The following is a 21314-nucleotide window of genomic DNA, read 5'->3' as shown; positions in this document are numbered from 1 at the left end:
GATCGGTCCTCTCGGTTTTACGTGTGCGGTGGAAAGTCAGGGGGCGGGTTCTTCGTGCGCGGTGGAAAAGTCAGGCGGCGGCCGGGAGTCGGAGACCCGCGAGCGCGCGTCGATCCGATAGCAAGGCGTCATGGCGATCTTCGTGGCGCTCGGCGCGTTCCTCATGACGCTGGTCGGCGGCTGGACGGCACAGCGCGTGACGGACCGCCGTCATCTCGTGCTGGGCCTGGCCGGCGGTCTGATGCTGGGCGTGGTCGGCCTCGACCTGCTGCCCGAGGCGCTGGACGCGGCGGGCGAGGAGGTCTACGGCGTACCGGCCGCGCTGCTGCTGTTCGTGGCCGGCTTCCTCCTGGCCCACCTGGTGGAACGCCTGCTGGCGGCCCGTCAGGCGGCGCACGGCGCGGAGGAGGTGGACGGCCGGGCCCCCGAGGTGGGCCTGACGGCCGCCGCCGCGATGGTCGGCCACAGTGCCATGGACGGGGTGGCGATCGGTGCCGCGATCCAGGTGGGCGGCGGCATGGGCACGGCGGTCGCCCTCGCGGTCATCGCCCATGACTTCGCCGACGGCTTCAACACGTACACGATCACGAGCCTGTACGGCAACGCCCGCCGCCGGGCGCTCGCCATGCTGTACGCCGACGCCGCCGCGCCCGTGGTGGGCGCCGCGTGCACGACCCTCGTGACCATCCCCGAGGGCCTGCTCGGCGGCTATCTCGGCCTGTTCGGCGGCGCGCTGCTCTATCTCGCGGCGGCGGAGATCCTGCCCGAGGCGCACCACGAGCACCCGGCCCGCTCGACGCTGCTGTGCACGATCGCGGGGGCGGGGTTCATCTGGCTGGTGGTGGGGATCGCGGGCTGACATCACAGCTTGCCGCCCCGGCCGCCCTCGCGCCGGGCGGGCGCGATGAGCGTGGAGAGGTACGGAAGCGACGCCCCGTCGAGTTCGGCGGCGGGCCGGATGGACTCCTCCGGCAGCCCGAGCGCGGCGCCCCACACGGCGTCCCCGATCCGCCCGGTCTCCCGCAGCGCCTCGGCGACCTCCCCGGCCTGCCGCCCGAACTTGTAGGCGACGACGGTTCCGGGCCCGGCGAGGGCGTCCTTGAGCGCGGCGGCCCCGGCGGTGACCGGAACGAGGGTGAGCGGTTCGGTGCCCTCGGTCAGCACGGCCCCGGAACGGGCGGCGAGGTCCTGCATGGCGGTGATGCCCGGGACGGTGTCGATGACGGTGCCCGGCAGGAGGTCCCCGATGGTGTGGGCGAGATAGGTGAAGGTGGAGTAGACGTTGGGATCGCCGATGGTGGCGAAGGCGACGACGGAGTGCTGCCGGAGCAGTTGGGCGACGCGCTCACCGGCCGCGTCCCAGGCGGCCTCCCGCCGGGCCCGGTCGCTGCGCTCGTTGAGAGCGAAGACGACGCGCACGACCTTCTCCTCGGGCACGTAGTGCAGGACGGTCGCCTCGGCCCGTCCCCGCTCCCCGCCGTCCGTTCCGTCAAGTGCGGCCATGACGGGCACGACGACGACATCGGCGGCCCGCAGAGCGTTGACGCCCTTGACGGTCACCAGCTCCGGATCGCCCGGCCCCACACCGACACCGATCAACCTGCTGCTGCTCATGACGTCCGGCACCTCTCCACGAACCGATGGGCGACGCGGGGCTGCGCGGCCCAGTGGGTGTGCAGATAGCTGGCATGCACACCAAGCTGTACGAACCCTTCGACGCGCCGGGCGGGCCCCCGCACCCCCCAGGCGGGAGCGTCCCCCGCCCCCGGCTCGACGACGGTCCGATGAAACTCATGCCCCCGCATCCGGGTACCGGCCTCGGCGAGCGCACTGTCCGTGACGGCGACGGCGTCCCGGTACCCGAGGGTGAGCCGCTCCGACATACGCGCGCTCGCGTCGAGCACCCCGCACATCGGCAGGCCGTCCAGCTCCCGGCACAGATAGAGCAGCCCGGCGCACTCGGCGGCGACGGGGGCGCCGCTCTCCGCGAGAGCGGCGACCGCCTTCCGCAGCGGCTCGTTGGCGGACAGCTCGGCGCCGTACACCTCGGGGAAACCACCCCCGATGACCAACCCGCTCACTCCGTCCGGCAGTTGCTCGTCCCGGAGGGGGTCGAAGGTGACGACGTCGGCGCCGGCGGCGGTGAGCAGCTCGGCGTGCTCGGCGTAGGAGAAGGTGAACGCGGGACCACCGGCGACGGCGATGACCTCGCGGGTGCCGGGGCTGGTCACGGGCGGCTCCCAGGCTTCGCACGACAGCGCGCCCGCGCCCCGCGCGAGCCGCAGCAGCCCGTCCAGATCGCACCCGGCCTCGACCTGCGCGGCCATCGCCGCCACCGCGTCCAGAGCCTCGCCCCGCCGTTCGGCGACCGGGACCAGCCCCAGATGCCGCGAGGGCGTGTCCACCTGAGCCGTGCGACGCAGCATCCCGAGGACGGGCACCCCGACCGACTCCAACGCCTCCCGCAGCAGCTCCTCGTGCCGGTCCGACGCGACCTTGTTCAGGATCACGCCACCGACCCGCACCTCCGGATCCCAGGACGCGAACCCGTGCACCAGCGCCGCCACGGAACGGGACTGCGAGGACGCGTCGACGACGAGCACCACCGGCGCCCGCAACACCTTCGCCACATGAGCCGTGGAGGCCAGTTCACCTTCCCCCGCGGCCCCGTCGTACAGCCCCATCACGCCCTCGACGACGGCGACGTCGCATCCGCGCGCCCCGTGCAGGAACAGCGGTCCGACCAACTCGGGGCCGCACAGGTACGCGTCGAGGTTCCGTCCCACCCGCCCGCTCGCGAGCGCGTGATACCCGGGGTCGATGTAGTCGGGTCCCACCTTGTGCGGGGACACGGCGAGCCCCCGCGCGGCGAACGCGGCCATCAACCCCGTGGCGACGGTGGTCTTCCCACTCCCCGAGGAGGGCGCGGCGACGACCAGCCGAGGGACGGAAGACGTCACCACTCGATCCCTCTCTGGCCCTTCTGGCCCGCGTCCATCGGATGCTTGACCTTGGACATGTCGGTCACGAGATCCGCGAAGTCGACCAGCTTCTCGGGCGCGTTGCGCCCGGTGATCACCACGTGCTGGGTGCCGGGCCGGTCGCGCAGCACGTCGACCACCTCGTCGGTGTCGATCCACCCCCAGTGCATGGGGTACGCGAACTCGTCCAGGACGTACAGCCGGTACGTCTCGGCGGCCAGGTCCCGCTTGACCTGCTCCCAGCCCTCCCGGGCCTTCTCCTCGTTGGTCGCGTTGTCACCCTGGATGTCCCGCTGCACCCAGGACCAGCCCTCGCCCATCTTGTGCCAGTCGACGGACCCGCCCTCACCGCTGGCACCGAGCACGCGCAGCGCGTTCTCCTCGCCGACCTTCCACTTGGCCGACTTCACGAACTGGAACACCCCGATGGGCCACCCCTGGTTCCAGGCCCGCAGAGCGAGCCCGAACGCGGCGGTCGACTTGCCCTTCCCGATCCCGGTGTGCACGACGACCAGCGGCCGGTTGCGCCGCTGACGAGTCGTCAGCCCGTCGTCCGGTACGACACTCGGCTGTCCCTGAGGCATTACGCGGCCCTCCTCTGTACGTCCTTCACCAGTCCGGCGATCGAGTCCGCCCGCAGCTCGTCCAGCGTCACCGCCGTACCGCCCAGCTCAGCCGCGAGCTGTCCGGCGAGCCCCAGCCGCACGGGCCCCGACTCGCAGTCCACGACCACGGAGGCGACGTCCTCGGCCGCCAGCAGCCGGGCCGCCCGCCCCGCGAGCGCCACCGGCTCCGGGCCACCCGTGGCCCGTCCGTCGGTCACCACGACGACGAGCGCCCGCCGGGCGGGGTCCCGCAGCCGCTCGACCCGCAGCACCTCGTGCGCCTTGAGCAGCCCCGCCGCGAGCGGCGTGCGCCCGCCCGTCGGCAGCGACTCCAGCCGGGCCGCCGCCGCGTCGACGGACGAGGTCGGCGGCAGCGCCACATCGGCGGCCGACCCCCGGAACGTCACCAGGCCCACCTTGTCCCGCCGCTGATAGGCGTCCAGCAGCAGCGACAGCACGGCACCCTTCACCGCGCTCATCCGCTGCCGGGCCGCCATCGACCCGGACGCGTCCACGACGAACAGCACGAGGTTCCCCTCACGGCCCTCCCGCACGGCCTGCCGCAGATCGTCCCGGCGCACCACCAGCCCGCGCCCCGACCGGCCCCGGGCCCGCTGATGCGGGGCCGCCGCCTGCACGGTGGCCGCCAGGTGCAGCTTGGTCAGCGCCCCCCGGGGCCGCCGGGCCCCGGTGGTCCGCCCGTGCTCGGTCCGTGCCCGCGAACGCCGCCCGGCGGCGCCCTCACCGATGCCCGGCACGCTCAGCACCTTCGTACGAAAGGGTTCGGAGGCCCGTACGGGCGTCTGCTCCCCGGCTCCGGAGGCCTGCGGTTCCCCGTCCTCACCGGCTTCCGGACGCGCGCCCGAACCCCCGTCGCTCCCCGGCCCCTCGGACGGCGGCTGCCCGCCGCCCCCACCGGGCCCGTCGGGGTCGGGATCCTGGTCACCCTCACCCTCACCCTCACCGTCACCGGAAAACTCCTCCAGCGTCTCGTCGAGCTTGTCCTCGTCGAGGCCCGGAGCGTCGAAGGGGTTGCGGCGCCTGCGGTGCGGCAGCGCGAGCAGCGCCGCCTGGCGGACGTCCTCGGCGAGCACATCGGTCCGCCCGGCCCACGCGGCCAGCGCGGTGGCCGTACGGGCCATCACGATGTCGGCCCGCATGCCGTCCACCTCGAACGCGGCACAGGTCGCCGCGATCTGCCTGAGCGCCCCGTCACCCAGCCGCACCGACGGCAGCAAATCCCTCGCGGCGACGATGCGTTGACGTACGGCCGCCTCCTCGTCCGCCCACCGGGCCGCGAACCCGGCCGGATCGTCGTCGTAGGCGAGCCTGCGCCGTACGACCTCCACCCGCTGGTCGGGCTCCCGGGAGGCCGCGACCTCGACCGTCAGCCCGAACCGGTCGAGCAACTGCGGCCGCAGCTCCCCCTCCTCGGGGTTCATGGTGCCGACGAGCAGGAAACGGGCGGCGTGCCGGACGGACACACCCTCGCGCTCGACGTACGACGCGCCCATCGCCGCCGCGTCCAGCAGCAGGTCGACCAGGTGGTCGTGCAGGAGGTTGACCTCGTCGACGTACAGGATCCCCCGGTGGGCGTCGGCGAGGAGCCCCGGCTCGAAGGCCTTCACGCCCTCGGCGAGCGCGCGCTCGATGTCCAGGGCGCCGACCAGCCGGTCCTCGGAGGCGCCGACGGGGAGTTCGACCATGCGGGCGGGGCGTCGCGAGCCCGCGCCCGCTTCCTCGTGCGGCCCGTCCGGGCACGCCGGATCGGGGGCGCCCGGGTCGCAGGAGAAGCGGCAGCCCGGGACCACCGGGACCTCGGACATCAGCGCCGAGAGCGCCCGCACGGCCGTCGACTTGGCCGTGCCCTTCTCACCGCGCACCAGCACACCGCCGACCGCGGGCGACACGGCGTTCAGCAGCAGCGCGAGCCGCAGGTCGTCCTGGCCGACCACGGCCGTAAAGGGGAAGGGGGTGGTCACTGGTCGCCCTCCAAGTCGCCTTCCAGCTCCAGATAGGTGGCCCGCAGCCGCTCCAGCGTGTCCGCGTCCGGCTCGGCCCACAGACCGCGGTCCGCCGCCTCCAGCAGCCGCTCGGTGATCCCGCGCAGCGCCCAGGGGTTGGACTGCTTCATGAAGTCCCGGTTCTCCGGGTCGAAGACGTACTCGGCGCTGAGCTTCTCGTACATCCAGTCGTCCACGACCCCCGCGGTGGCGTCGTAGCCGAAGAGGTAGTCGACGGTCGCCGCCATCTCGAAGGCGCCCTTGTAGCCGTGCCGGCGCATCGCCGCCATCCAGCGCGGGTTGACCACCCGGGCCCGGAACACGCGGTGCGTCTCCTCGCCCAGCGTGCGCGTCCTCACCTGCTCCGGGGTGGCGGAGTCGCCGACGTACGCCTCGGGGCTGGCGCCCGTCAGATGGCGCACCATCGCGACCATGCCGCCGTGGTACTGGAAGTAGTCGTCGGCGTCGACGAGGTCGTGCTCGCGGGTGTCGACGTTCTTCGCCGCGACCGCGATCCGCTTGAACGCCGTCTCCATGTCCCCACGCGCCGCCCGCCCGTCGAGCCCGCGGCCGTAGGCGTACCCGCCCCACACCGCGTACACCTCGGCGAGGTCGGCGTCGGAGCGCCAGTTACGGGCGTCGATCAGCGGCAGCAGACCGGCGCCGTACGCGCCCGGCTTGGAGCCGAAGACCCGCGCGGTCGCCCGGCGCCGGTCGCCGTGCTCGGCGGTGTCCTCGTCGGCGTGCGCCTTGACGAAGTTCCGCGCGGCGGGCTCGTCCAGCTCCGCCACCGCCCGCACCGCGTCGTCGATCAGCCCGACCACATGCGGGAACGCGTCCCGGAAGAACCCCGAGATACGGACGGTGACGTCGATGCGCGGCCGTCCCAGCTCCTCCAGAGCTACCACCTCGAACCCGGTCACCCGGCGCGAGGCGTCGTCCCACACCGGACGGCAGCCCAGCAGCGCCAGGATCTCCGCGATGTCGTCACCCTGGGTGCGCATCGCGGACGTACCCCACACCGTGAGCCCGACGGACTTCGGGTACTCGCCGGTGTCCTGGAGGTAGCGAGCCACCAGGGAGTCGGCGAGGGACTGGCCGACCTCCCAACTCAGCCGGGAGGGGATGGCCTTGGGATCGACGGAGTAGAAGTTGCGGCCGGTCGGCAGGACGTTGACCAGACCGCGGGTGGGGGAGCCGGAGGGCCCGGCCGGGACGTAGCCGCCGTTGAGGGCCCGCAGGATGTGCCCGATCTCGTCGGTGGTCCTCGCCAGGCGCGGTACGACCTCGTCGCACGCGAACTCCAGCACCTTGACGGCGTCCGGGAGTTCGGTGCCGATGACCTCGCGCACGAGCGCCGGTACGGCTGCCGCCCGCCAGTTCCGCTCCTCCATGCCCTCGGCGACCCGGCGGCACAGCTGCTCCAGCAGGTCGATCGCGTCGGCGGCCGTGCGCGCGGGGCCCTCGACGAGGTCGCTCAGCTCGACCGGTACCTTCACGGGCGCGCCCGGTTCGGCCAGCAGCTCCTTCTCGTCCAGCCCGAAATGGGCGGCCAGCGCACTCCGCAGCCCCGGCAGCGCGTTGGCCTGACCACCCCATACCTGGGAGGCGCGCAGCACGGCGAGCACGAGGTTGACGCGCGGTTCGCCGATCGGCCCGCCGCCGAGGACGTGCAGCCCGTCCCGGATCTGCACGTCCTTGATCTCGCACAGATAGCCGTCGATGTGCATGACGAACTCGTCGAACTCCTCGTCGTCCGGCTGCTCGTCGACATGCAGGTCGTGGTGGAGTTCGGCCGCCTTCACCAGCGTCCAGATCTGCGCCCGTACGGCCGGGGCCTTCGTCGGGTCGAGGTCGCTCACCAGGGCGTACTCGTCGAGAAGCTGCTCCAGCTTGGCCAGGTCGCCGTAGGTGTCGGCGCGGGCCATCGGCGGGACGAGATGGTCGACGACCGTGGCGTGCCCGCGCCGCTTGGCCTGCGTTCCCTCGCCGGGGTCGTTGACGATGAACGGGTAGATCAGCGGGAGTTCACCGAGGACGGCGTCCGGGGCGCAACCGCCGCTGAGGCCCAGTCCCTTGCCCGGCAGCCACTCCATCGTGCCGTGCTTGCCCATGTGGACGACGGCGTCGGCGCCGAAGGAGTTCTCCAGCCACCGGTAGGCGGCCATGTAGTGGTGGGACGGCGGCATGTCCGGGTCGTGGTAGATCGCGATCGGGTTCTCGCCGAAGCCGCGCGGCGGCTGGATCATCACGACGACGTTGCCGAACTGGAGGGAGGCGAGCACGATGTCGTCCCCGTCGACGTAGAGGGACCCTGGCGGCTCGCCCCAGGCCTCCGTCATCGCCTGCTTGAGTTCCGGGTCGAGCTTGTCGAACCACGCCTGGTAGTCGGCGAGGGGCACGCGCGCGGGCGCGGAGGCCAGCTGCTCCTCGGTCAGCCACTCGACGTCGTGACCACCGGCCTCGATCAGCCGGTGGATCAACTCGTCACCGCCCGAGGGATATTCGGTGAGCGAGTACCCGGCGTCCTTGAGCGCGTCCAGCACCCGTACCGCCGACGCGGGCGTGTCGAGGCCGACCGCGTTGCCCACCCGGGAGTGCTTGGTCGGGTAGGCGGTGAAGACCAGCGCGAGCTTCTTCTCGGCGTTCGGCTTGTGCTTCAGCGCCGCGTGCCGGACGGCGATCCCGGCGACGCGAGCGGCCCGCTCCGGGTCGGCGACGTACACCGGGACGTCGGCCCCGTTCTCGTCGTTCTGCTCCTTGAAGGAGAACGGCACGGTGATGAGCCGGCCGTCGAACTCCGGGATCGCGACCTGCATGGCCGCGTCCATGGGGGAGAGGGCGGCATCGGACTCGTCCCAGGCCGCTCTGGACGACGTGAGGCACAGTCCCTGCAGCACGGGGATGTCGAGATCGGCGAGGGCCCCGATGTCCCACGCCTCCTCGTCCCCGCCCGCCGAGGCCTGCGAGGCGTGCGTGCCGCCGGCCGCCAGGACCGTGGCGACGAGCGCGTCGGCCCGGCCGAGGATCTCGTACAGCCCCGCGTCGGCACCGCGCAGCGAACCGCAGTACACGGGGAGGGCGTTGGCGCCGCGTGCCTCGATGGCGTCGCAGAGCGTGTCGACGAAGCCGGTGTTGCCGCTCAGTTCGTGGGCCCGGTAGAAGAGCACGCCGACGGTGGGCCGGCCGCTCTCCATGGCGCGGTCGCCATGGACGCCGTACTCCGGCATCTTCTGCGGCTCGACGAACCCCTCGCCCGTCAGCAGCACGGTGTCGGAGAGGAAGCGGGCGAGCTCGGTGAGGTTGGCGGGGCCGCCCTCGACGAGGTACCGCAGCGCCTCGGCGACGACACCGGCGGGCACCGACGACTCCGCCATCAACTCCGCGTCCGGGACGGCCTCTCCGCCCAGCAGCACGGTCGGGATGCCGGCCGCCTTCAGCGTGGCCAGGCCGTCCTCCCAGGCGCGCTTGCCGCCGAGCAGTCGTACGACGGCGATGTCCGCGCCCTCGACGAGGCCGGGGAGTTCCTCCGCGACGTCCACCCGGGTCGGGTTGCCGATCCGGTAGGAGGCACCGGACGCCGCCCTGGCCGCCAGCAGATCCGTGTCGGCGGTCGACAACAACAACACTGTGCTCATGCGGGCGCTCCCGGTGGAATGAAAGGCAGTCCTTGCGGCGCGCCCGACTCGATGAGCCGCCAGAGCGCGTCGGTGTCCGCGTGCTGTTCGATCAGATCGCCGAGCCGGTCGAGCTGCTCCTCGCGCAGCGCGGCGAACGAGGTGTCGGGGGCCGGCACGAAGCGGCGGCCCGCGGCGGCCGCCACCTCGCGCAGGAAGGCCCGCCGGAAACCGTCCGACTCCAGTGAGCCGTGCCAGTGCGTGCCCCAGATCTGTCCGACCCGGCAGCCGTCCAGGAAGGGTTCACCGCCGTGGACGGAGGCGATCCCGTGGTGGATCTCGTAGCCCTCGACCGGCTCGCCGAGGGCCTCGCCGACGGGCCGGGTGAGGGTCTTCTCGCGCGCGAACCGCACGCGGACGGGCAGGATCCCGAGCCCGGGGACGTGACCGCGACGGCTCTCGACGTCGTCCTCGATGTGCTCGCCGAGGAGTTGGAAGCCCCCGCAGATCCCGAGGACGGGCCGCTCCTCGGCGGCTCGTCCCACGAGCGCCTGCGCGAGCCCCCGCTCCCGCAGCCACTCCAGCGCGCGCACCGTGCCCCGGGTCCCGGGGACGACGACGAGATCCGCGTCGGCCAGTTCCTCCGGCCGGTCCACGAACCGCACGACGACACCCGGCTCGGCGGCGAGGGCGTCGACGTCGGTGAAGTTGGACATGAGCGGCACGGCGCAGACGGCGACGCGCAGCACGTCCTCGCCGACGGGGGAGGAGACCTGGGACTCCCGGACGGCTCCCCGCAGCGACACGCGCAGTCCGTCCTCCTCGTCGATGCCGAGTCCGTGCCGGAAGGGCAGGACGCCGTAGGTCCGCCGCCCGGTGAGCCCGTGCAGCATGTCCAGGCCCGGCTCCAGCAGTGAGACGTCGCCGCGGAACTTGTTGACGAGGAACCCGGCGACGAGCCGCTGGTCCTCGGGCGAGAGCAGCGCGACCGTACCGAAGAAGGAGGCGAAGACACCCCCGCGGTCGATGTCGCCGACCACGACCACGGGCAGCCCGGCGTTCCGGGCGATCCCCATGTTCACGATGTCGGTCCGCCGCAGATTGATCTCGGCGGGCGAACCGGCCCCCTCACAGATCACCGCGTCATACGTGCCCCGCAGTTCGGCGAGGCAGTCGAGCACGGTCCCGAGGAGCTGCTGCTGCCGCCCCCCGTGGTACCCGCGCGCGCTCAACTCGCCCACCGGCTTGCCCATGAGCACGACCTGGCTGCTCTGCTCGCCGCCCGGCTTGAGCAGCACGGGGTTCATCAGCGCGGTCGGCTCGACGCGGCAGGCCTGGGCCTGCATGGCCTGGGCCCGCCCGATCTCGGCGCCCTCGCGGGTCACGAAGGAGTTGAGCGACATGTTCTGCGCCTTGAAGGGAGCCACCTTGACCCCCTGCCGCACCAGCCACCGGCAGATGCCGGCGGTGACGACGCTCTTCCCGGCGTCGGAGGTGGTCCCGGCGACGAGCAGCCCACCGCCGGTCATGACGTCCGCCCCTTCACGGCCCGGCGCGCGACGACACTGACGCCGAGCGCCAGCCAACTGACCCGCCGCGACAGCCGTACGGCCCGTTCGATGTCCCCGACTTCCACTGCCCGCCCCTCCCCGTTGAGTACCGGTCGATGTTCGACGCGTCCGCCGTACGACAGCGTCCCGCCGAGCCGGACCCCCAGCGCCCCCGCGAACGAGGCCTCCACCGGCCCGGCGTTGGGGCTCGGGTGCTTCTCGGCGTCGGCGCGCCAGGCGCGTACCGCACCCCGGGGATTCCCACCGGCTGCGGCGGCGAGTACGGCCGTCAGCCGCGCCCCCGGCCACCCGGCGACGTCGTCGAGGCGGGCCGAGGCCCACCCGTACCGCCGGTAGCGGGGTGACTTGTGGCCGACCATGGCGTCGAGGGTGTTCACGGCCCGGAACCCGACGAGCCCCGGCACTCCGCCGAGCGCGCCCCACACCAGCGCGCCGACGACGGCGTCGGAGGTGTTCTCGGCGACGGACTCCACTACGGCCCGGGCGATCCCGTCGGCGTCGAGCGCCTGCGGATCGCGCCCGCACAGATGCGGCAGCCGGGCCCGCGCGGCCTCGACGTCCCGCGCTTCGAGCGAACGCCCGATGCGGCGGGCCTCGCGGGCGAGCGAGGTCCCCCCGACGACGGCCCAGGTGGCGAGGCCGGTGAGGGCGACGGACGCCGCGGGGGAGTGTCGTACCGCACGAGAGGTGAGAGCGCCGACGGCGACGGCGCCACCGGCGCACACGGCGGTGTGCACCGCACCCCGCCCCCGGTCGTCCCGCCACAGCACCCGCTCCACGGCACCCGCGGCCCGCCCGAACGCGGCGACCGGATGCCCACGGCGCGGATCGCCGAGGAGCAGGTCACCCAGGAGGCCGGCGGCGGCGCCGTACGCGAAGACGCGATCGGCCCGCATCGGCTCAGCCGGTCGCGGAGTCGGAAAGGGGTCTGGCGCTGGATGGCAACAGGCAGGCGAGCATCGCGACATGTCCTCACTCAGGGTGTCCACGCCCTGGTTCGACTAGACCGGCGGTGAGAGTTCCTGGCTCCCGGGGCTACCTACCCCGGTGACAGTGGCGGGACCGCGCCGGACTCGCACCGGCTTCCTCTCCTGCCGCCGTAATTGGCTCCGGCAGTCCACCACGGCCCCGGAACGGCCGTCAACTCGCTGTTGACCTGCGAGGGAAGAGTGTGCTGAGGCCCACATCGGGGTCGGTGGGACGGGGTTTGAACAGCGCCGTCACCCCGATGAGGTGGCTACGCCCGAAGTGCCCCGCGGCCGCACGGCGTTACCCCCTGTGAACCCGGGCGCACACGACGGCGCGCCCTGTCCGGCGCCCAGCATGGGCGCGCGGACAGAGCGCGCGTCGAGTAAGAAGCGGGTCAGGCCACGATCAGGTAGATCCCGTAGCCCACGGCCGCGGCGCAGGCCGCGAAGCAGGCGTACGCGCCAGTGAGCGCCACCGTCGCGGTGCCGCCCTGCTCCGCCGCGCGTTCGCGGCGGGCGAGGCCGGTGATGCCGAGGGTGAACAGGGCCACGAGGGCCACGGTGACCACGAGGCTGACGCCGAAGACGGAGCCGAGGGCCGCCCAGTCGATCTTCATGATGCTGATTCCTTCAGTGAGCCGGGTGGGCGGGTCAGACGCCGGCCTGCGACGTGGCCGGTTCGCTCGCGTGGGCCGGGATCGTCGCCGTGAGGTCCTCGGTCACCGTGCCCGCCGGGGGCGGGGTCACCGCGGCCATGGCCGTCGTGACGACGCCGGCCGGCTCCTCGGCGGTCTCGTTGACGTTGGTGTGGTCGATGACCTCACGCCGGGAGATCTTCCAGATCGCCGCGCTGGAGGCGACCAGGAAGACCGCCACGAGGCCGGTGCCCCAGCTGCCGAAGCCGGTGACCCACTCGGCGACCGCGGCGACCAGCGCCGCCGCCGGCAGCGTCAGGCCCCACGCGACGAACATCCGCGTCGCCGTCGACCAGCGCACCACGCCGCCCTTGCGGCCGAGCCCGGCGCCCATCACCGAGCCGGAGACGGAGTGCGTGGTGGAGAGGGAGAAGCCGAGGTGGGAGGAGGCCAGGATGACGGTCGCGGCGCTGGTCTGCGCGGCGAAGCCCTGCTGCGGCTGGAGGTCGGTCAGGCCCTTGCCCATCGTGCGGATGATCCGCCAGCCGCCCAGGTAGGTGCCGAGCGCGATGGCCAGGCCCGCGGAGAGGATGACCCACATGGGCGGGTCGGAGTCGGGGGCGAGGGTGCCGCCGGCGACCAGGGCGAGGGTGATGATGCCCATGGTCTTCTGCGCGTCGTTGGTGCCGTGGGCCAGCGAGACCAGTCCGGCCGAGGCGATCTGCCCGGCGCGGTAGCCCTTCTCGGAGGCCTTGCTGCCCTCGGACTTCTTGCCCAGGGAGTACATCAGCTTCGTCGCGAGCATCGCCGCGATGCCCGCGACCAGCGGGGCGGCGATGGCCGGGATCAGCACCTTGGTGACGAGGACGTCGCCGTGGACCGCGCCCACGCCCGCCGAGGCGATGGTCGCGCCGATCAGACCGCCCATGAGGGCGTGCGAGGAGCTGGAGGGCAGGCCCACCAGCCAGGTGAGCAGGTTCCAGAGGATCGCGCCCACCAGGGCGGCGAATATGACCTCGGGACGTATGCCGGTCTCGTCGACGAGACCCTTGGAGATCGTGTTGGCGACCTCCACGGAGAGGAAGGCGCCTACAAGGTTCAGTACGGCGGACATGGCCACCGCGACCTTGGGCTTGAGCGCGCCGGTCGAGATGGTGGTGGCCATCGCGTTGGCGGTGTCATGAAAACCGTTCGTGAAATCGAACGCGAGTGCGGTTACCACCACAATCGCGAGGATCAGCGAGAAGTTTTCCATTTACCCAGGCAATCGTTCGAGGTCGTTGGCCGGACGAACGTAAGTAACCTGGATGAACGGAAGGTGAACACGGGCGGGCTGCATGGTGTCCGAATGCTGGTCTCCACGTTCCGGAGGCATCGTGCGGTCTCGCACGGTGCAGGCGCCCCAAGGACTACGAGCCCCGGGCGAACTCCCGGAGCCGGTTCAGGGACCCGTTGAAGAGATTCTGGTCACCCGGCAGGCTGCCGCCGTTGTCGTACTGCCAGAAGGTCCACGTCGACCAGCCGGCCGGCAACGTCCCCGGTCCCGAGGAGTTGTAGCGGGCCACCCACAGCGCGTGATGCGAGGCGAAGACCCGGCTGCGGCCGGTGCAGGTGTTCCACCAGTGCGCGGTCGTGTAGATCACGGGGCGGCGTCCGGTCAGCCGGTGCACCTCGTTGCTGAACGCCTTGATCCAGCCGACCATCCTCGACGCGGTCAGGCCGTAGCACTTGCGGTCCTTGTCGTAGGGGTTGTACTCGATGTCCAGCGCGGGCGGCAACGTCCAGCCGTCCGCAGTCCAGCCGCCGCCGTTGCGCACGAAGTGCGCGGCCTGGGTCTTCCCCGACGATTTGTCCGGCAGCGCGAAGTGATACGCCCCGCGGATCAGGCCGGCGCTCCGGGACCCGTTGTACTGCTGGTCGAAGTACGGGTTGCGGTAGGTGTGGGACTCGGTCGCCTTGACGTAGACGAACCTGGCGCCCTTCGCCTTGGCGCGCCGCCAGTCGACGTCCTTCTGGTGGGACGAGACGTCGTGCCCCTCGGGCCGGCTCGCCGCCACGGCCGGGGACTCGGCCAGCGCGGTTCCCCCCAGGGCCAGCGCCACGGACGCCGCGAGTGCGCGGGCGCGGTGGCGGGACGGTTTGCGATCACGGGCCATGTTTCCCCCCGGAATGGCTGCGTGCACGACAAATCAGCCAGAGGCTACTGGAAGGGCGGGGATTTCCGGTCCATCTCCGGCCAAAAACCGGGAGAGAGTGAAGTATCCGGATATGCGCACTTCCGGACGTCTGGCTTCCGGCCTAAAGTGCCCCGGCGCGCCCGCCGTCCGGGGCCTCGGCTGGCAGGATCGCGGCATGGCTGAGCAGCGAGGGAAGCAGCGGGTCGCGGGGGAAGCGCGGGAGGGCGCGCAGCCGGTGGGGGAGTCCTGGCGGGAGGGTGTCCGTCCCGAGGAGGCGCGCGCCTGGGCGGATCTCGTCACGACGGCCCGCCGAACCGTGGCCGAGGGGCTGGTCGTGGGCACCTCCGGCAATGTCTCGGTGCGCGTCGGCGACACGGTCCTGGTCACGCCGTCGGGCGTGCCGTACGACCGGCTCGGACCGCAGGACGTCACCGGCGTCGACCTCAGGGGCCGCCAGGTGCTCGGCCGGCTCCGCCCGACGAGCGAGTTGCCCATGCATCTGGCGGTCTACGGCGCGACCGACGCCCGTGCGGTCGTCCACACCCACGCCGTGCACGCCACGGCCGTCTCGACCCTCGTCGAGGAGGTCCCCGCGATCCACTACATCACCGCCGACCTCGGCGGCCCCGCCCGGGTCGCCCCGTATGCGACGTACGGCAGCGAGGAGTTGGCCGAGAACATGCTGCGCGCCCTGGCCGACCGCACGGCCTGCCTCCTCCAGAACCACGGCACGATGGCCTACGGCGCGAGCCTGTCCCAGGCCTACGACCGCACAGCCCAACTGGAGTGGATGTGCAGGGTGTGGCTGACGGCCTCCTCAGTACCCGGCCTGACCCCCACCCTGCTGACCCGGTCCCAGCTGGACGAGGTGAGCGAGAAACTGCGGGGATACGGCCAGCGGAGCTGACAGTCGGCGCGGCTCCCCCGAACCCGCCCAGCCCCGGGCAGCCGTGCCGCTGGGGCGGCCCGGGTGGGCTGGGGCCCTTTGAGGGTGGCGCCGTCCGGTCCGGGTGGGCTGGGGGTGTCTCTGGGGGTGGCGCCGTCCGCCTGGGGTGGGCTGGGGGCGTCTCTGGGGGTGGCGCCGTCAGGCCGGGGTGGGCTGGGGTTCGCTCGGAGGGTGGCGCTCTCCGGCCCGGGTGGGCTGCAGTCCCTCTGAGGGAGGCGCCCCCCGGCCCGGGTGAGCTGCGGGCCTCTGAGGGGCGCCCCCCGGCCCGGTCGGCTGATGGCCCCTCTGGGGGCTGCGCCTCGCGAGCCCGGGCGAGCGGAACCCGCCACCCGTACCCCGCGAACCCGCACTCACCACCCCCTCGCACCCCCCTCAACCCGCACCCGAACCCTCGCGGACCGTCACCCCCGCCCTCCCTCCCACTGGCCGCGACCCGGGTCCGCCAGGACACTGGATCCGTGCGCACTGTCAAAGCGACGGCCGCTGCCGTCACCATGGCCCTGGCCGCCGGCGCGGCAAGCGTGGCCGCCGGCCGATTGGCCAGCGACGCCGCGCTCAAGGCGCCCCCTGGCAGGCCCCTGCCCACCGAACCCCGGCTCACGGTGCACGGCACGGCGGCCGGCCAGATCGCCCTCACCCGCGACCTGGCCTCCCTCCGACCCGGCATCTACGGCCTCGGCGGCGACGGATCGCACGCGGTCGTGGGCCCCGTACTCGACACCGCGCCCCACACCGCCGACACCGTGGTGCGCCGCCTGGAGCGCGTCACCCACGGCACCCTCGGCCCCGGCGACCGCGTCTGGCTCACCCCCAACGTCCACATCGGCGACCCCCGCTCCGCCCTCGGCCTCGACCACGCCGACGTGGACATCCCCGGCGAACTCGGCCCGCTGCCCGCGTGGTTCGTGCCCGGCAACCGCACCACCTGGATCATCGCGGTGCACGGCCTCGGCACCACCCGCGAACTCGCCATGAACCTCATGGAGTTCCTCACCGGCCGTCACTTCCCGGTCCTCGCCCTCGGCTACCGCGGCGACCTGGGCGCACCCCGTTCCCCGGACGGCCTGAACCACCTCGGCGAGACCGAGTGGCGCGACCTGGACGCGGCGATCCGCTACGCCGTGCGCTACGGCGCCGAACAGGTCGTCCTGCTCGGCTGGTCCACCGGCGCGACGATGGTCCTGCGCGCCGCCGCCCACTCCGGACTGCGCGCCCGGGTGTCGGGGCTCGTCCTGGACTCCCCGGTGCTCAACTGGGAGGCGACCCTGCGCGCCCTCGCCGCGGCCCGCCGCACCCCGGGCGCCCTGCTCCCGCTCGCGGTCCGCGCGGCGCAGGGCCGCACGGGCCTGTACGGGGACCAGGTGACCGCCGACGGCCTCCCGGAGCGCATCACCGTGCCGACCCTGATCTTCCACGGCCCCGACGACACGGTCGCCCCCTGGATCCACTCCCGCCGCCTGGCGGACGCCCGCTCCAACCTGGTCGCCCTCCGCACGGTCACGCGCGCCCCCCACAGCGCCATGTGGAACGCCGACCCCGAGGCATACGAGGAAGCCCTGCGCCGCTTCCTGACCCCCCTCATGTGAACACCCCCTTCCGGTCCGCCGCTCCCCGCCGCTCACCACCGAACCACCCGCATCGCCCCGGAACGGTCGCACAGGTTCCGTTTAACCCGGTACAACTGGCCTGTTATCGGTCCTCGGCCGCCCGCGGGACCCCGTGCGTTGGCCATCCCCGTCGCCCCTCGTGACATTCCGTTTGGGATTTCGGACCGTCAACCGGAAGACTGCACCCGTGACGTCCCGTATCCCGCGCGACTCCAGGCTTCGACTCGTCCGCCCGCGACCCCTGGCCGCCGCCCCCAGAGCCGTGAACCAGCGGCGCCCGAGCCGCCCCGCGCCGCGCCCTCCGGAGGGCACCCCGGCCCCCGCGGAGCTGGCCCGAATGGCGCGTTCCGGTCTCGCCGCCGCGGCCCACGTCGCCCACTGGGCCGACGCCTCCCTACGCCCCGGCCGCGACGGCGCGCACCCCGACGGCAAGGGCACGCTCTCCGACGCGACCGCGGAACGGGCGGCCGCCGACCTGGGCCTGACCGTGGCTCAGGTCCGCGCGGACTGGGACACCGCCCGCCTCGCCGGTCTGATCGAGGTGCACGGCGACAGCGCCCGCCCCGGCTGGCGGCTGCGCGCCTGGGACCGCGACGACAGCGCCGTACTGCGTGGCTGGGTCGCCCTCTTCGACGCCTGGTCGCTCGCCTACCCGGAGCCCCCGGACCACGAGCCCGCCGCCGTCGCCGAGGTCGTCTCGGCCATGCCCCAGGTGCTCTCCTTCCTGCAACTGTCGGCCGGCCCCGTGCCGGTGGCGCAACTGCTCGACCTGCTGGAGCAGCGCGTCACCGAACTGCGGACCGAGCGCTGCGAGATCCCCTACGGCCCGCAGCCCGAGCCGGACCCCGACGCCCGCGCCGAGGACACCCCGCTCGCCCCCCTGCTGGACTGGGCCCTGCACGCCCTGGCCTCCGTCGGCGCCCTCACCTACGGCGACGGCCAGGCCACGCTCACCCCGCTCGGCAGCTGGGCGGTGTGGGTCAAGCTGGAGCAGATCTGCGTAGCCGCCCAGAGCCCCGCCGGGAACATCGAGCAGGCCGCCGAGGACATGCTCCGCGGCTGCGCCCAGCTCCGCCCCAACGCCGCCCGCGCCGAGTACCGAGCCTGGCTGGCCGCCCGCCCGGTCGGCAGTGCCGTCACCGAGCTCATCCACGCGGCCCGCGGCGAGGACGCCCTGCTGCGCGGCCTCGCCTTCGAGGCGCTGCGCGTCGTCGGCGCCCCCGCCGAGCCCGACGTACGGTCCGTGGCCGAGGAGCCCGCCCTGCGGCCGTACGCCCTGCTGTGGCTGGCCGAGCACGACGGGGTCGACCCGGAGGACGCCCACGAGGTCCTGACCCGGGAGGAGGCCACCTGGCTCTGGGTGGACACCGCCGCCGCGGTCGCCGACCACGGGGAGGCCCCCATGCTCGTCCGTCACCTGGAGTCCGCGCTCCAGCCGACGGTCCCCGCCCTCCTGGACGAGGTCCGCTCCGTCGGTCACCCCCGCACCGTGCAGGTCCTGGTCGCGCTCGCCGCCGCGCACCCCGACCCGGCGCTGGCCAAGGCCGTCCGCCGGGCCGCCTTCCAGGTGCACACGGGCGGGAGCTAGCCGGTTATCTCCGGCGCGTACGTGCCGAAGCTCCAGATGTTGCCCTCGGCGTCCCGGGCCATGTAGTCACGCGAGCCGTACTCCTGGTCCGTCGGGGGCATCAGGATCTCCACGCCGTGCTCCAGGGCGCGCCGGTGGTGGCTGTCGACGTCGTCCACGACGACGTAGACCCCCACCGGGCCCGCGCCCTTCATCGCCGAGTCGAAGACCCCGCCGCGGCCCTTGGAGCCGACCATGATCGCGCCGTTGCCCTGGGTCAGCTCCGCGTGGAACACCGAGCCGTCCTCCCCCTCGTACACCGTCAGCTCGGTGAAGCCGAGGGCCTCGGTCAGCTGCCTGATCGCCGCTCGCGCGTCCGCGTACAGCACCGTCGGGTAGATGCTGGGACGCCCGCTGTCCGTGCCTGCCATGCCGATCACTCCCTACGCCCGTCCGTCTGCGACATCCCCACTGCCGTCAGTGTCGCAGCGACCACTGACAGCGACCCGCCCGGCGCCGGCCGAGCGCCCGAACGGGGCACCGGCGCGAGGGGCCGCCACCGTGTCGCCGTCGCCCCCGCGCGTGGAGTGCGTCACGGCGGAGGGCCGCTCCTCGCGCGGCCCGGTGCGGGAGCGGACCGGACGTCCCAGCTCATCGCGGTGCACGAGCCCGGGCGGCGTCGCCCGGCACCGCAGGCCCCTCGGCAGCGTGGTCCGGCGGGGCGGAAAACAGCTTGCACAGCCCCGTTAGACTGGCCGCATGGCCATTCTCCTCGCGCATTAGACGGCGGGAACGTCCTCAGCCGCCCATTCCGCCAACGACCCCGCCCTGGAGTCTGACCGTGATTTCCGCCACCGGCATCGAGCTGCGCGCCGGCGCCCGAGTCCTCATCGAGTCCGCAACCTTCCGCGTCGCCAAGGGCGACCGCATCGGTCTGGTCGGCCGTAACGGCGCCGGCAAGACGACGCTCACCAAATGCCTGGCCGGTGAGGGCATGCCCGCCGGTGGCCAGATCACCCGCTCCGGCGAGGTCGGCTACCTCCCCCAGGACCCCCGCACCGGCGACCTCGACGTGCTCGCCCGCGACCGCATCCTGTCGGCGCGCGGCCTGGACGTCCTGATCCGCAAGATGCGGGAGAACGAGGAGCGCATCGCCAACGGCAAGGGCGCCACCCGCGACAAGGCGATGAAGCAGTACGAGCGCCAGGAGACGGAGTTCCTCACCAAGGGCGGTTACTCCGCCGAGGCCGAGGCCGCCACCATCGCCGCCGCGCTCAACCTGCCCGACCGGGTGCTCGGCCAGCCGCTGCACACCCTCTCCGGTGGTCAGCGCCGCCGTATCGAGCTGGCCCGGATCCTGTTCTCGGACGCCGACACCCTGCTGCTCGACGAGCCGACGAACCACCTCGACGCCGACTCGATCGTCTGGCTGCGCGACTACCTCAAGACCTACCGCGGCGGGTTCATCGTGATCTCCCACGACGTCGACCTGGTCGAGACGGTCGTCAACAAGGTGTTCTACCTGGACGCCAACCGGGCCCAGATCGACGTCTACAACATGGGCTGGAAGCTCTACCAGCAGCAGCGCGAGGCCGACGAGAAGCGCCGCAAGCGCGAGCGGCAGAACGCCGAGAAGAAGGCCGCCGCCCTGAACGCCCAGGCCGACAAGATGCGCGCCAAGGCCACCAAGACGGTCGCCGCGCAGAACATGGCCCGCCGCGCGGACAGGCTGCTCTCCGGCCTGGAGGCGGTCCGCGTCTCGGACAAGGTCGCCAAGCTGCGCTTCCCCGAGCCCGCGCCCTGCGGCAAGACACCGCTCACCGCCGAGGGCCTGTCGAAGTCGTACGGCTCGCTGGAGATCTTCACCGACGTCGACCTGGCCATCGACAAGGGATCCAGGGTCGTCATCCTCGGCCTCAACGGCGCCGGCAAGACCACCCTGCTCCGTCTGCTCGGCGGCGTCGAGACGCCCGACACCGGCGAGGTCATCGAGGGCCACGGACTCAAGCTCGGCTACTACGCCCAGGAGCACGAGACCCTCGACCCGGACCGAACGGTCCTGGAGAACATGCGCTCCGCCGCGCCCGACATGGACCTCGTCGAGGTCCGCAAGGTACTCGGCTCGTTCCTGTTCTCCGGCGACGACGTCGACAAGCCGGCCGGCGTCCTCTCCGGCGGTGAGAAGACCCGTCTGGCGCTCGCGACCCTGGTGGTCAGCTCGGCCAACGTGCTGCTCCTGGACGAGCCGACGAACAACCTCGACCCCGCGAGCCGTGAGGAGATCCTCGGCGCGCTGCGCACCTACAAGGGCGCGGTCGTGCTGGTCACCCACGACGAGGGCGCCGTCGAGGCGCTGCAGCCGGAGCGCATCATCCTGCTGCCGGACGGCGTCGAGGACCTGTGGGGGGCCGACTACGCGGATCTCGTCGCCCTGGCGTGATCGAGGCGGTGATCCACTGCGTATGGATCATTCGGCCCATCCGTGATCCATCATCTGTGTGAGATCTCCTCGTACCGAGGTGTGTCCTACATGCATTTTCCGGCCGAGCCCTTTGTCGACAAGGGCTCGGCCGTCGTGCATCCCTGACCTGGCACTTCGCGGAACAACCCGTTCGGCGGTACGGACGCGGCATCACG

The 21314-nt window shown here is 72.7% G+C and carries 16 protein-coding genes and 1 riboswitch; of the genes, 5 read left to right on the top strand and 11 right to left on the bottom strand.

Going from position 1 to position 21314, the window contains the following annotated elements:
* Window positions 1-130: 130 nt before the first annotated feature.
* Window positions 131-859 carry a ZIP family metal transporter gene (locus ACWDRW_RS18925; protein ID WP_451724533.1) on the top strand — a complete coding sequence of 243 codons (729 nt, stop codon included), beginning with the start codon at window positions 131-133 and terminating at the stop codon, window positions 857-859.
* Window positions 860-861: 2 nt separating this feature from the next.
* Here ACWDRW_RS18925 and cobI read toward each other — a convergent pair whose 3' ends face one another.
* The 10 genes from cobI to ACWDRW_RS18875 all read right to left on the bottom strand — a co-directional run bounded on the left by cobI (window position 862) and on the right by ACWDRW_RS18875 (window position 14536).
* Window positions 862-1614 (bottom strand): precorrin-2 C(20)-methyltransferase, encoded by a 753-nt coding sequence (cobI, locus tag ACWDRW_RS18920; protein ID WP_451724532.1) that lies wholly within the window; start codon window positions 1612-1614, stop codon window positions 862-864.
* Window positions 1611-2963, bottom strand: coding sequence for a cobyrinate a,c-diamide synthase (locus ACWDRW_RS18915; RefSeq protein WP_451724531.1), 1353 nt, complete (start codon window positions 2961-2963; stop codon window positions 1611-1613). The genes cobI and ACWDRW_RS18915 overlap by 4 nt, the downstream gene beginning before the upstream one ends.
* The gene (gene cobO / locus ACWDRW_RS18910; protein WP_451724529.1) at window positions 2957-3565 is read right to left on the bottom strand and encodes a cob(I)yrinic acid a,c-diamide adenosyltransferase; all 609 of its coding nucleotides are present in this window, start codon (window positions 3563-3565) and stop codon (window positions 2957-2959) included. Before cobO ends, ACWDRW_RS18915 begins: the two co-directional genes overlap by 7 nt.
* A complete protein-coding gene (locus ACWDRW_RS18905; RefSeq protein ID WP_451724527.1) occupies window positions 3565-5568 on the bottom strand; it encodes a putative cobaltochelatase in 2004 nt (667 codons plus the stop codon). The genes cobO and ACWDRW_RS18905 overlap by 1 nt, the downstream gene beginning before the upstream one ends.
* Entirely contained in the window at window positions 5565-9227 is a 3663-nt protein-coding gene (gene cobN / locus ACWDRW_RS18900; RefSeq protein ID WP_451724525.1) for a cobaltochelatase subunit CobN, read from the bottom strand. The genes ACWDRW_RS18905 and cobN overlap by 4 nt, the downstream gene beginning before the upstream one ends.
* On the bottom strand, window positions 9224-10735 hold the full coding sequence (locus ACWDRW_RS18895) for a cobyric acid synthase (protein WP_451724523.1): 1512 nt from the start codon (window positions 10733-10735) through the stop codon (window positions 9224-9226). The genes cobN and ACWDRW_RS18895 overlap by 4 nt, the downstream gene beginning before the upstream one ends.
* Window positions 10732-11673, bottom strand: a complete 942-nt coding sequence (locus ACWDRW_RS18890; protein WP_451724521.1) for a cobalamin biosynthesis protein — start codon at window positions 11671-11673, stop codon at window positions 10732-10734. Before ACWDRW_RS18890 ends, ACWDRW_RS18895 begins: the two co-directional genes overlap by 4 nt.
* 101 nt (window positions 11674-11774) lie before the next feature.
* Window positions 11775-11914, bottom strand: a riboswitch (cobalamin riboswitch).
* 226 nt (window positions 11915-12140) lie between these two features.
* Entirely contained in the window at window positions 12141-12362 is a 222-nt protein-coding gene (locus tag ACWDRW_RS18885; RefSeq protein WP_451724519.1) for a hypothetical protein, read from the bottom strand.
* Window positions 12363-12396: 34 nt separating this feature from the next.
* Window positions 12397-13635 carry an anion permease gene (locus ACWDRW_RS18880; RefSeq protein WP_451724517.1) on the bottom strand — a complete coding sequence of 413 codons (1239 nt, stop codon included), beginning with the start codon at window positions 13633-13635 and terminating at the stop codon, window positions 12397-12399.
* A 154-nt stretch (window positions 13636-13789) separates the two neighbouring features.
* Window positions 13790-14536 carry a lysozyme gene (locus ACWDRW_RS18875; RefSeq protein ID WP_451724516.1) on the bottom strand — a complete coding sequence of 249 codons (747 nt, stop codon included), beginning with the start codon at window positions 14534-14536 and terminating at the stop codon, window positions 13790-13792.
* Between the two features lie 196 nt (window positions 14537-14732).
* Between ACWDRW_RS18875 and ACWDRW_RS18870 the strand changes: the two genes are divergently transcribed.
* The 3 genes from ACWDRW_RS18870 (at window position 14733) to ACWDRW_RS18860 (ending at window position 18698) form a co-directional block, all read left to right on the top strand.
* Entirely contained in the window at window positions 14733-15464 is a 732-nt protein-coding gene (locus ACWDRW_RS18870; RefSeq protein WP_451724515.1) for a class II aldolase/adducin family protein, read from the top strand.
* A gap of 497 nt (window positions 15465-15961) precedes the next feature.
* Entirely contained in the window at window positions 15962-17089 is a 1128-nt protein-coding gene (locus ACWDRW_RS18865; RefSeq protein WP_451724513.1) for an alpha/beta hydrolase, read from the top strand.
* 208 nt (window positions 17090-17297) lie between these two features.
* Window positions 17298-18698 (top strand): hypothetical protein, encoded by a 1401-nt coding sequence (locus ACWDRW_RS18860; protein ID WP_451724512.1) that lies wholly within the window; start codon window positions 17298-17300, stop codon window positions 18696-18698.
* Here ACWDRW_RS18860 and ACWDRW_RS18855 read toward each other — a convergent pair.
* On the bottom strand, window positions 18695-19108 hold the full coding sequence (locus ACWDRW_RS18855; protein WP_451724510.1) for a VOC family protein: 414 nt from the start codon (window positions 19106-19108) through the stop codon (window positions 18695-18697). The two genes, ACWDRW_RS18860 and ACWDRW_RS18855, sit on opposite strands and share 4 nt — an antisense overlap.
* A 410-nt stretch (window positions 19109-19518) precedes the next feature.
* On the opposite strand from ACWDRW_RS18855, the gene ACWDRW_RS18850 reads away from it, so the two are divergent.
* A complete protein-coding gene (locus tag ACWDRW_RS18850; RefSeq protein WP_451724508.1) occupies window positions 19519-21117 on the top strand; it encodes an ABC-F family ATP-binding cassette domain-containing protein in 1599 nt (532 codons plus the stop codon).
* Window positions 21118-21314 lie beyond the last annotated feature (197 nt).

The sequence above is a fragment of the Streptomyces sp. NPDC003635 genome, from assembly GCF_053587635.1.
This window is presented reverse-complemented; position numbering and strand designations above follow the sequence as displayed.

Coding starts and splice junctions, on each gene's coding strand:
- ACWDRW_RS18925 (WP_451724533.1), top strand. CDS start 131: ATGGCGATCTTCGTGGCGCTCGGCGCGTTCCTCATGACGCTGGTCGGC.
- cobI (WP_451724532.1), bottom strand. CDS start 1,614: ATGAGCAGCAGCAGGTTGATCGGTGTCGGTGTGGGGCCGGGCGATCCG.
- cobO (WP_451724529.1), bottom strand. CDS start 3,565: ATGCCTCAGGGACAGCCGAGTGTCGTACCGGACGACGGGCTGACGACT.
- cobN (WP_451724525.1), bottom strand. CDS start 9,227: ATGAGCACAGTGTTGTTGTTGTCGACCGCCGACACGGATCTGCTGGCG.
- ACWDRW_RS18895 (WP_451724523.1), bottom strand. CDS start 10,735: ATGACCGGCGGTGGGCTGCTCGTCGCCGGGACCACCTCCGACGCCGGG.
- ACWDRW_RS18890 (WP_451724521.1), bottom strand. CDS start 11,673: ATGCGGGCCGATCGCGTCTTCGCGTACGGCGCCGCCGCCGGCCTCCTG.
- ACWDRW_RS18885 (WP_451724519.1), bottom strand. CDS start 12,362: ATGAAGATCGACTGGGCGGCCCTCGGCTCCGTCTTCGGCGTCAGCCTC.
- ACWDRW_RS18880 (WP_451724517.1), bottom strand. CDS start 13,635: ATGGAAAACTTCTCGCTGATCCTCGCGATTGTGGTGGTAACCGCACTC.
- ACWDRW_RS18875 (WP_451724516.1), bottom strand. CDS start 14,536: ATGGCCCGTGATCGCAAACCGTCCCGCCACCGCGCCCGCGCACTCGCG.
- ACWDRW_RS18870 (WP_451724515.1), top strand. CDS start 14,733: ATGGCTGAGCAGCGAGGGAAGCAGCGGGTCGCGGGGGAAGCGCGGGAG.
- ACWDRW_RS18855 (WP_451724510.1), bottom strand. CDS start 19,108: ATGGCAGGCACGGACAGCGGGCGTCCCAGCATCTACCCGACGGTGCTG.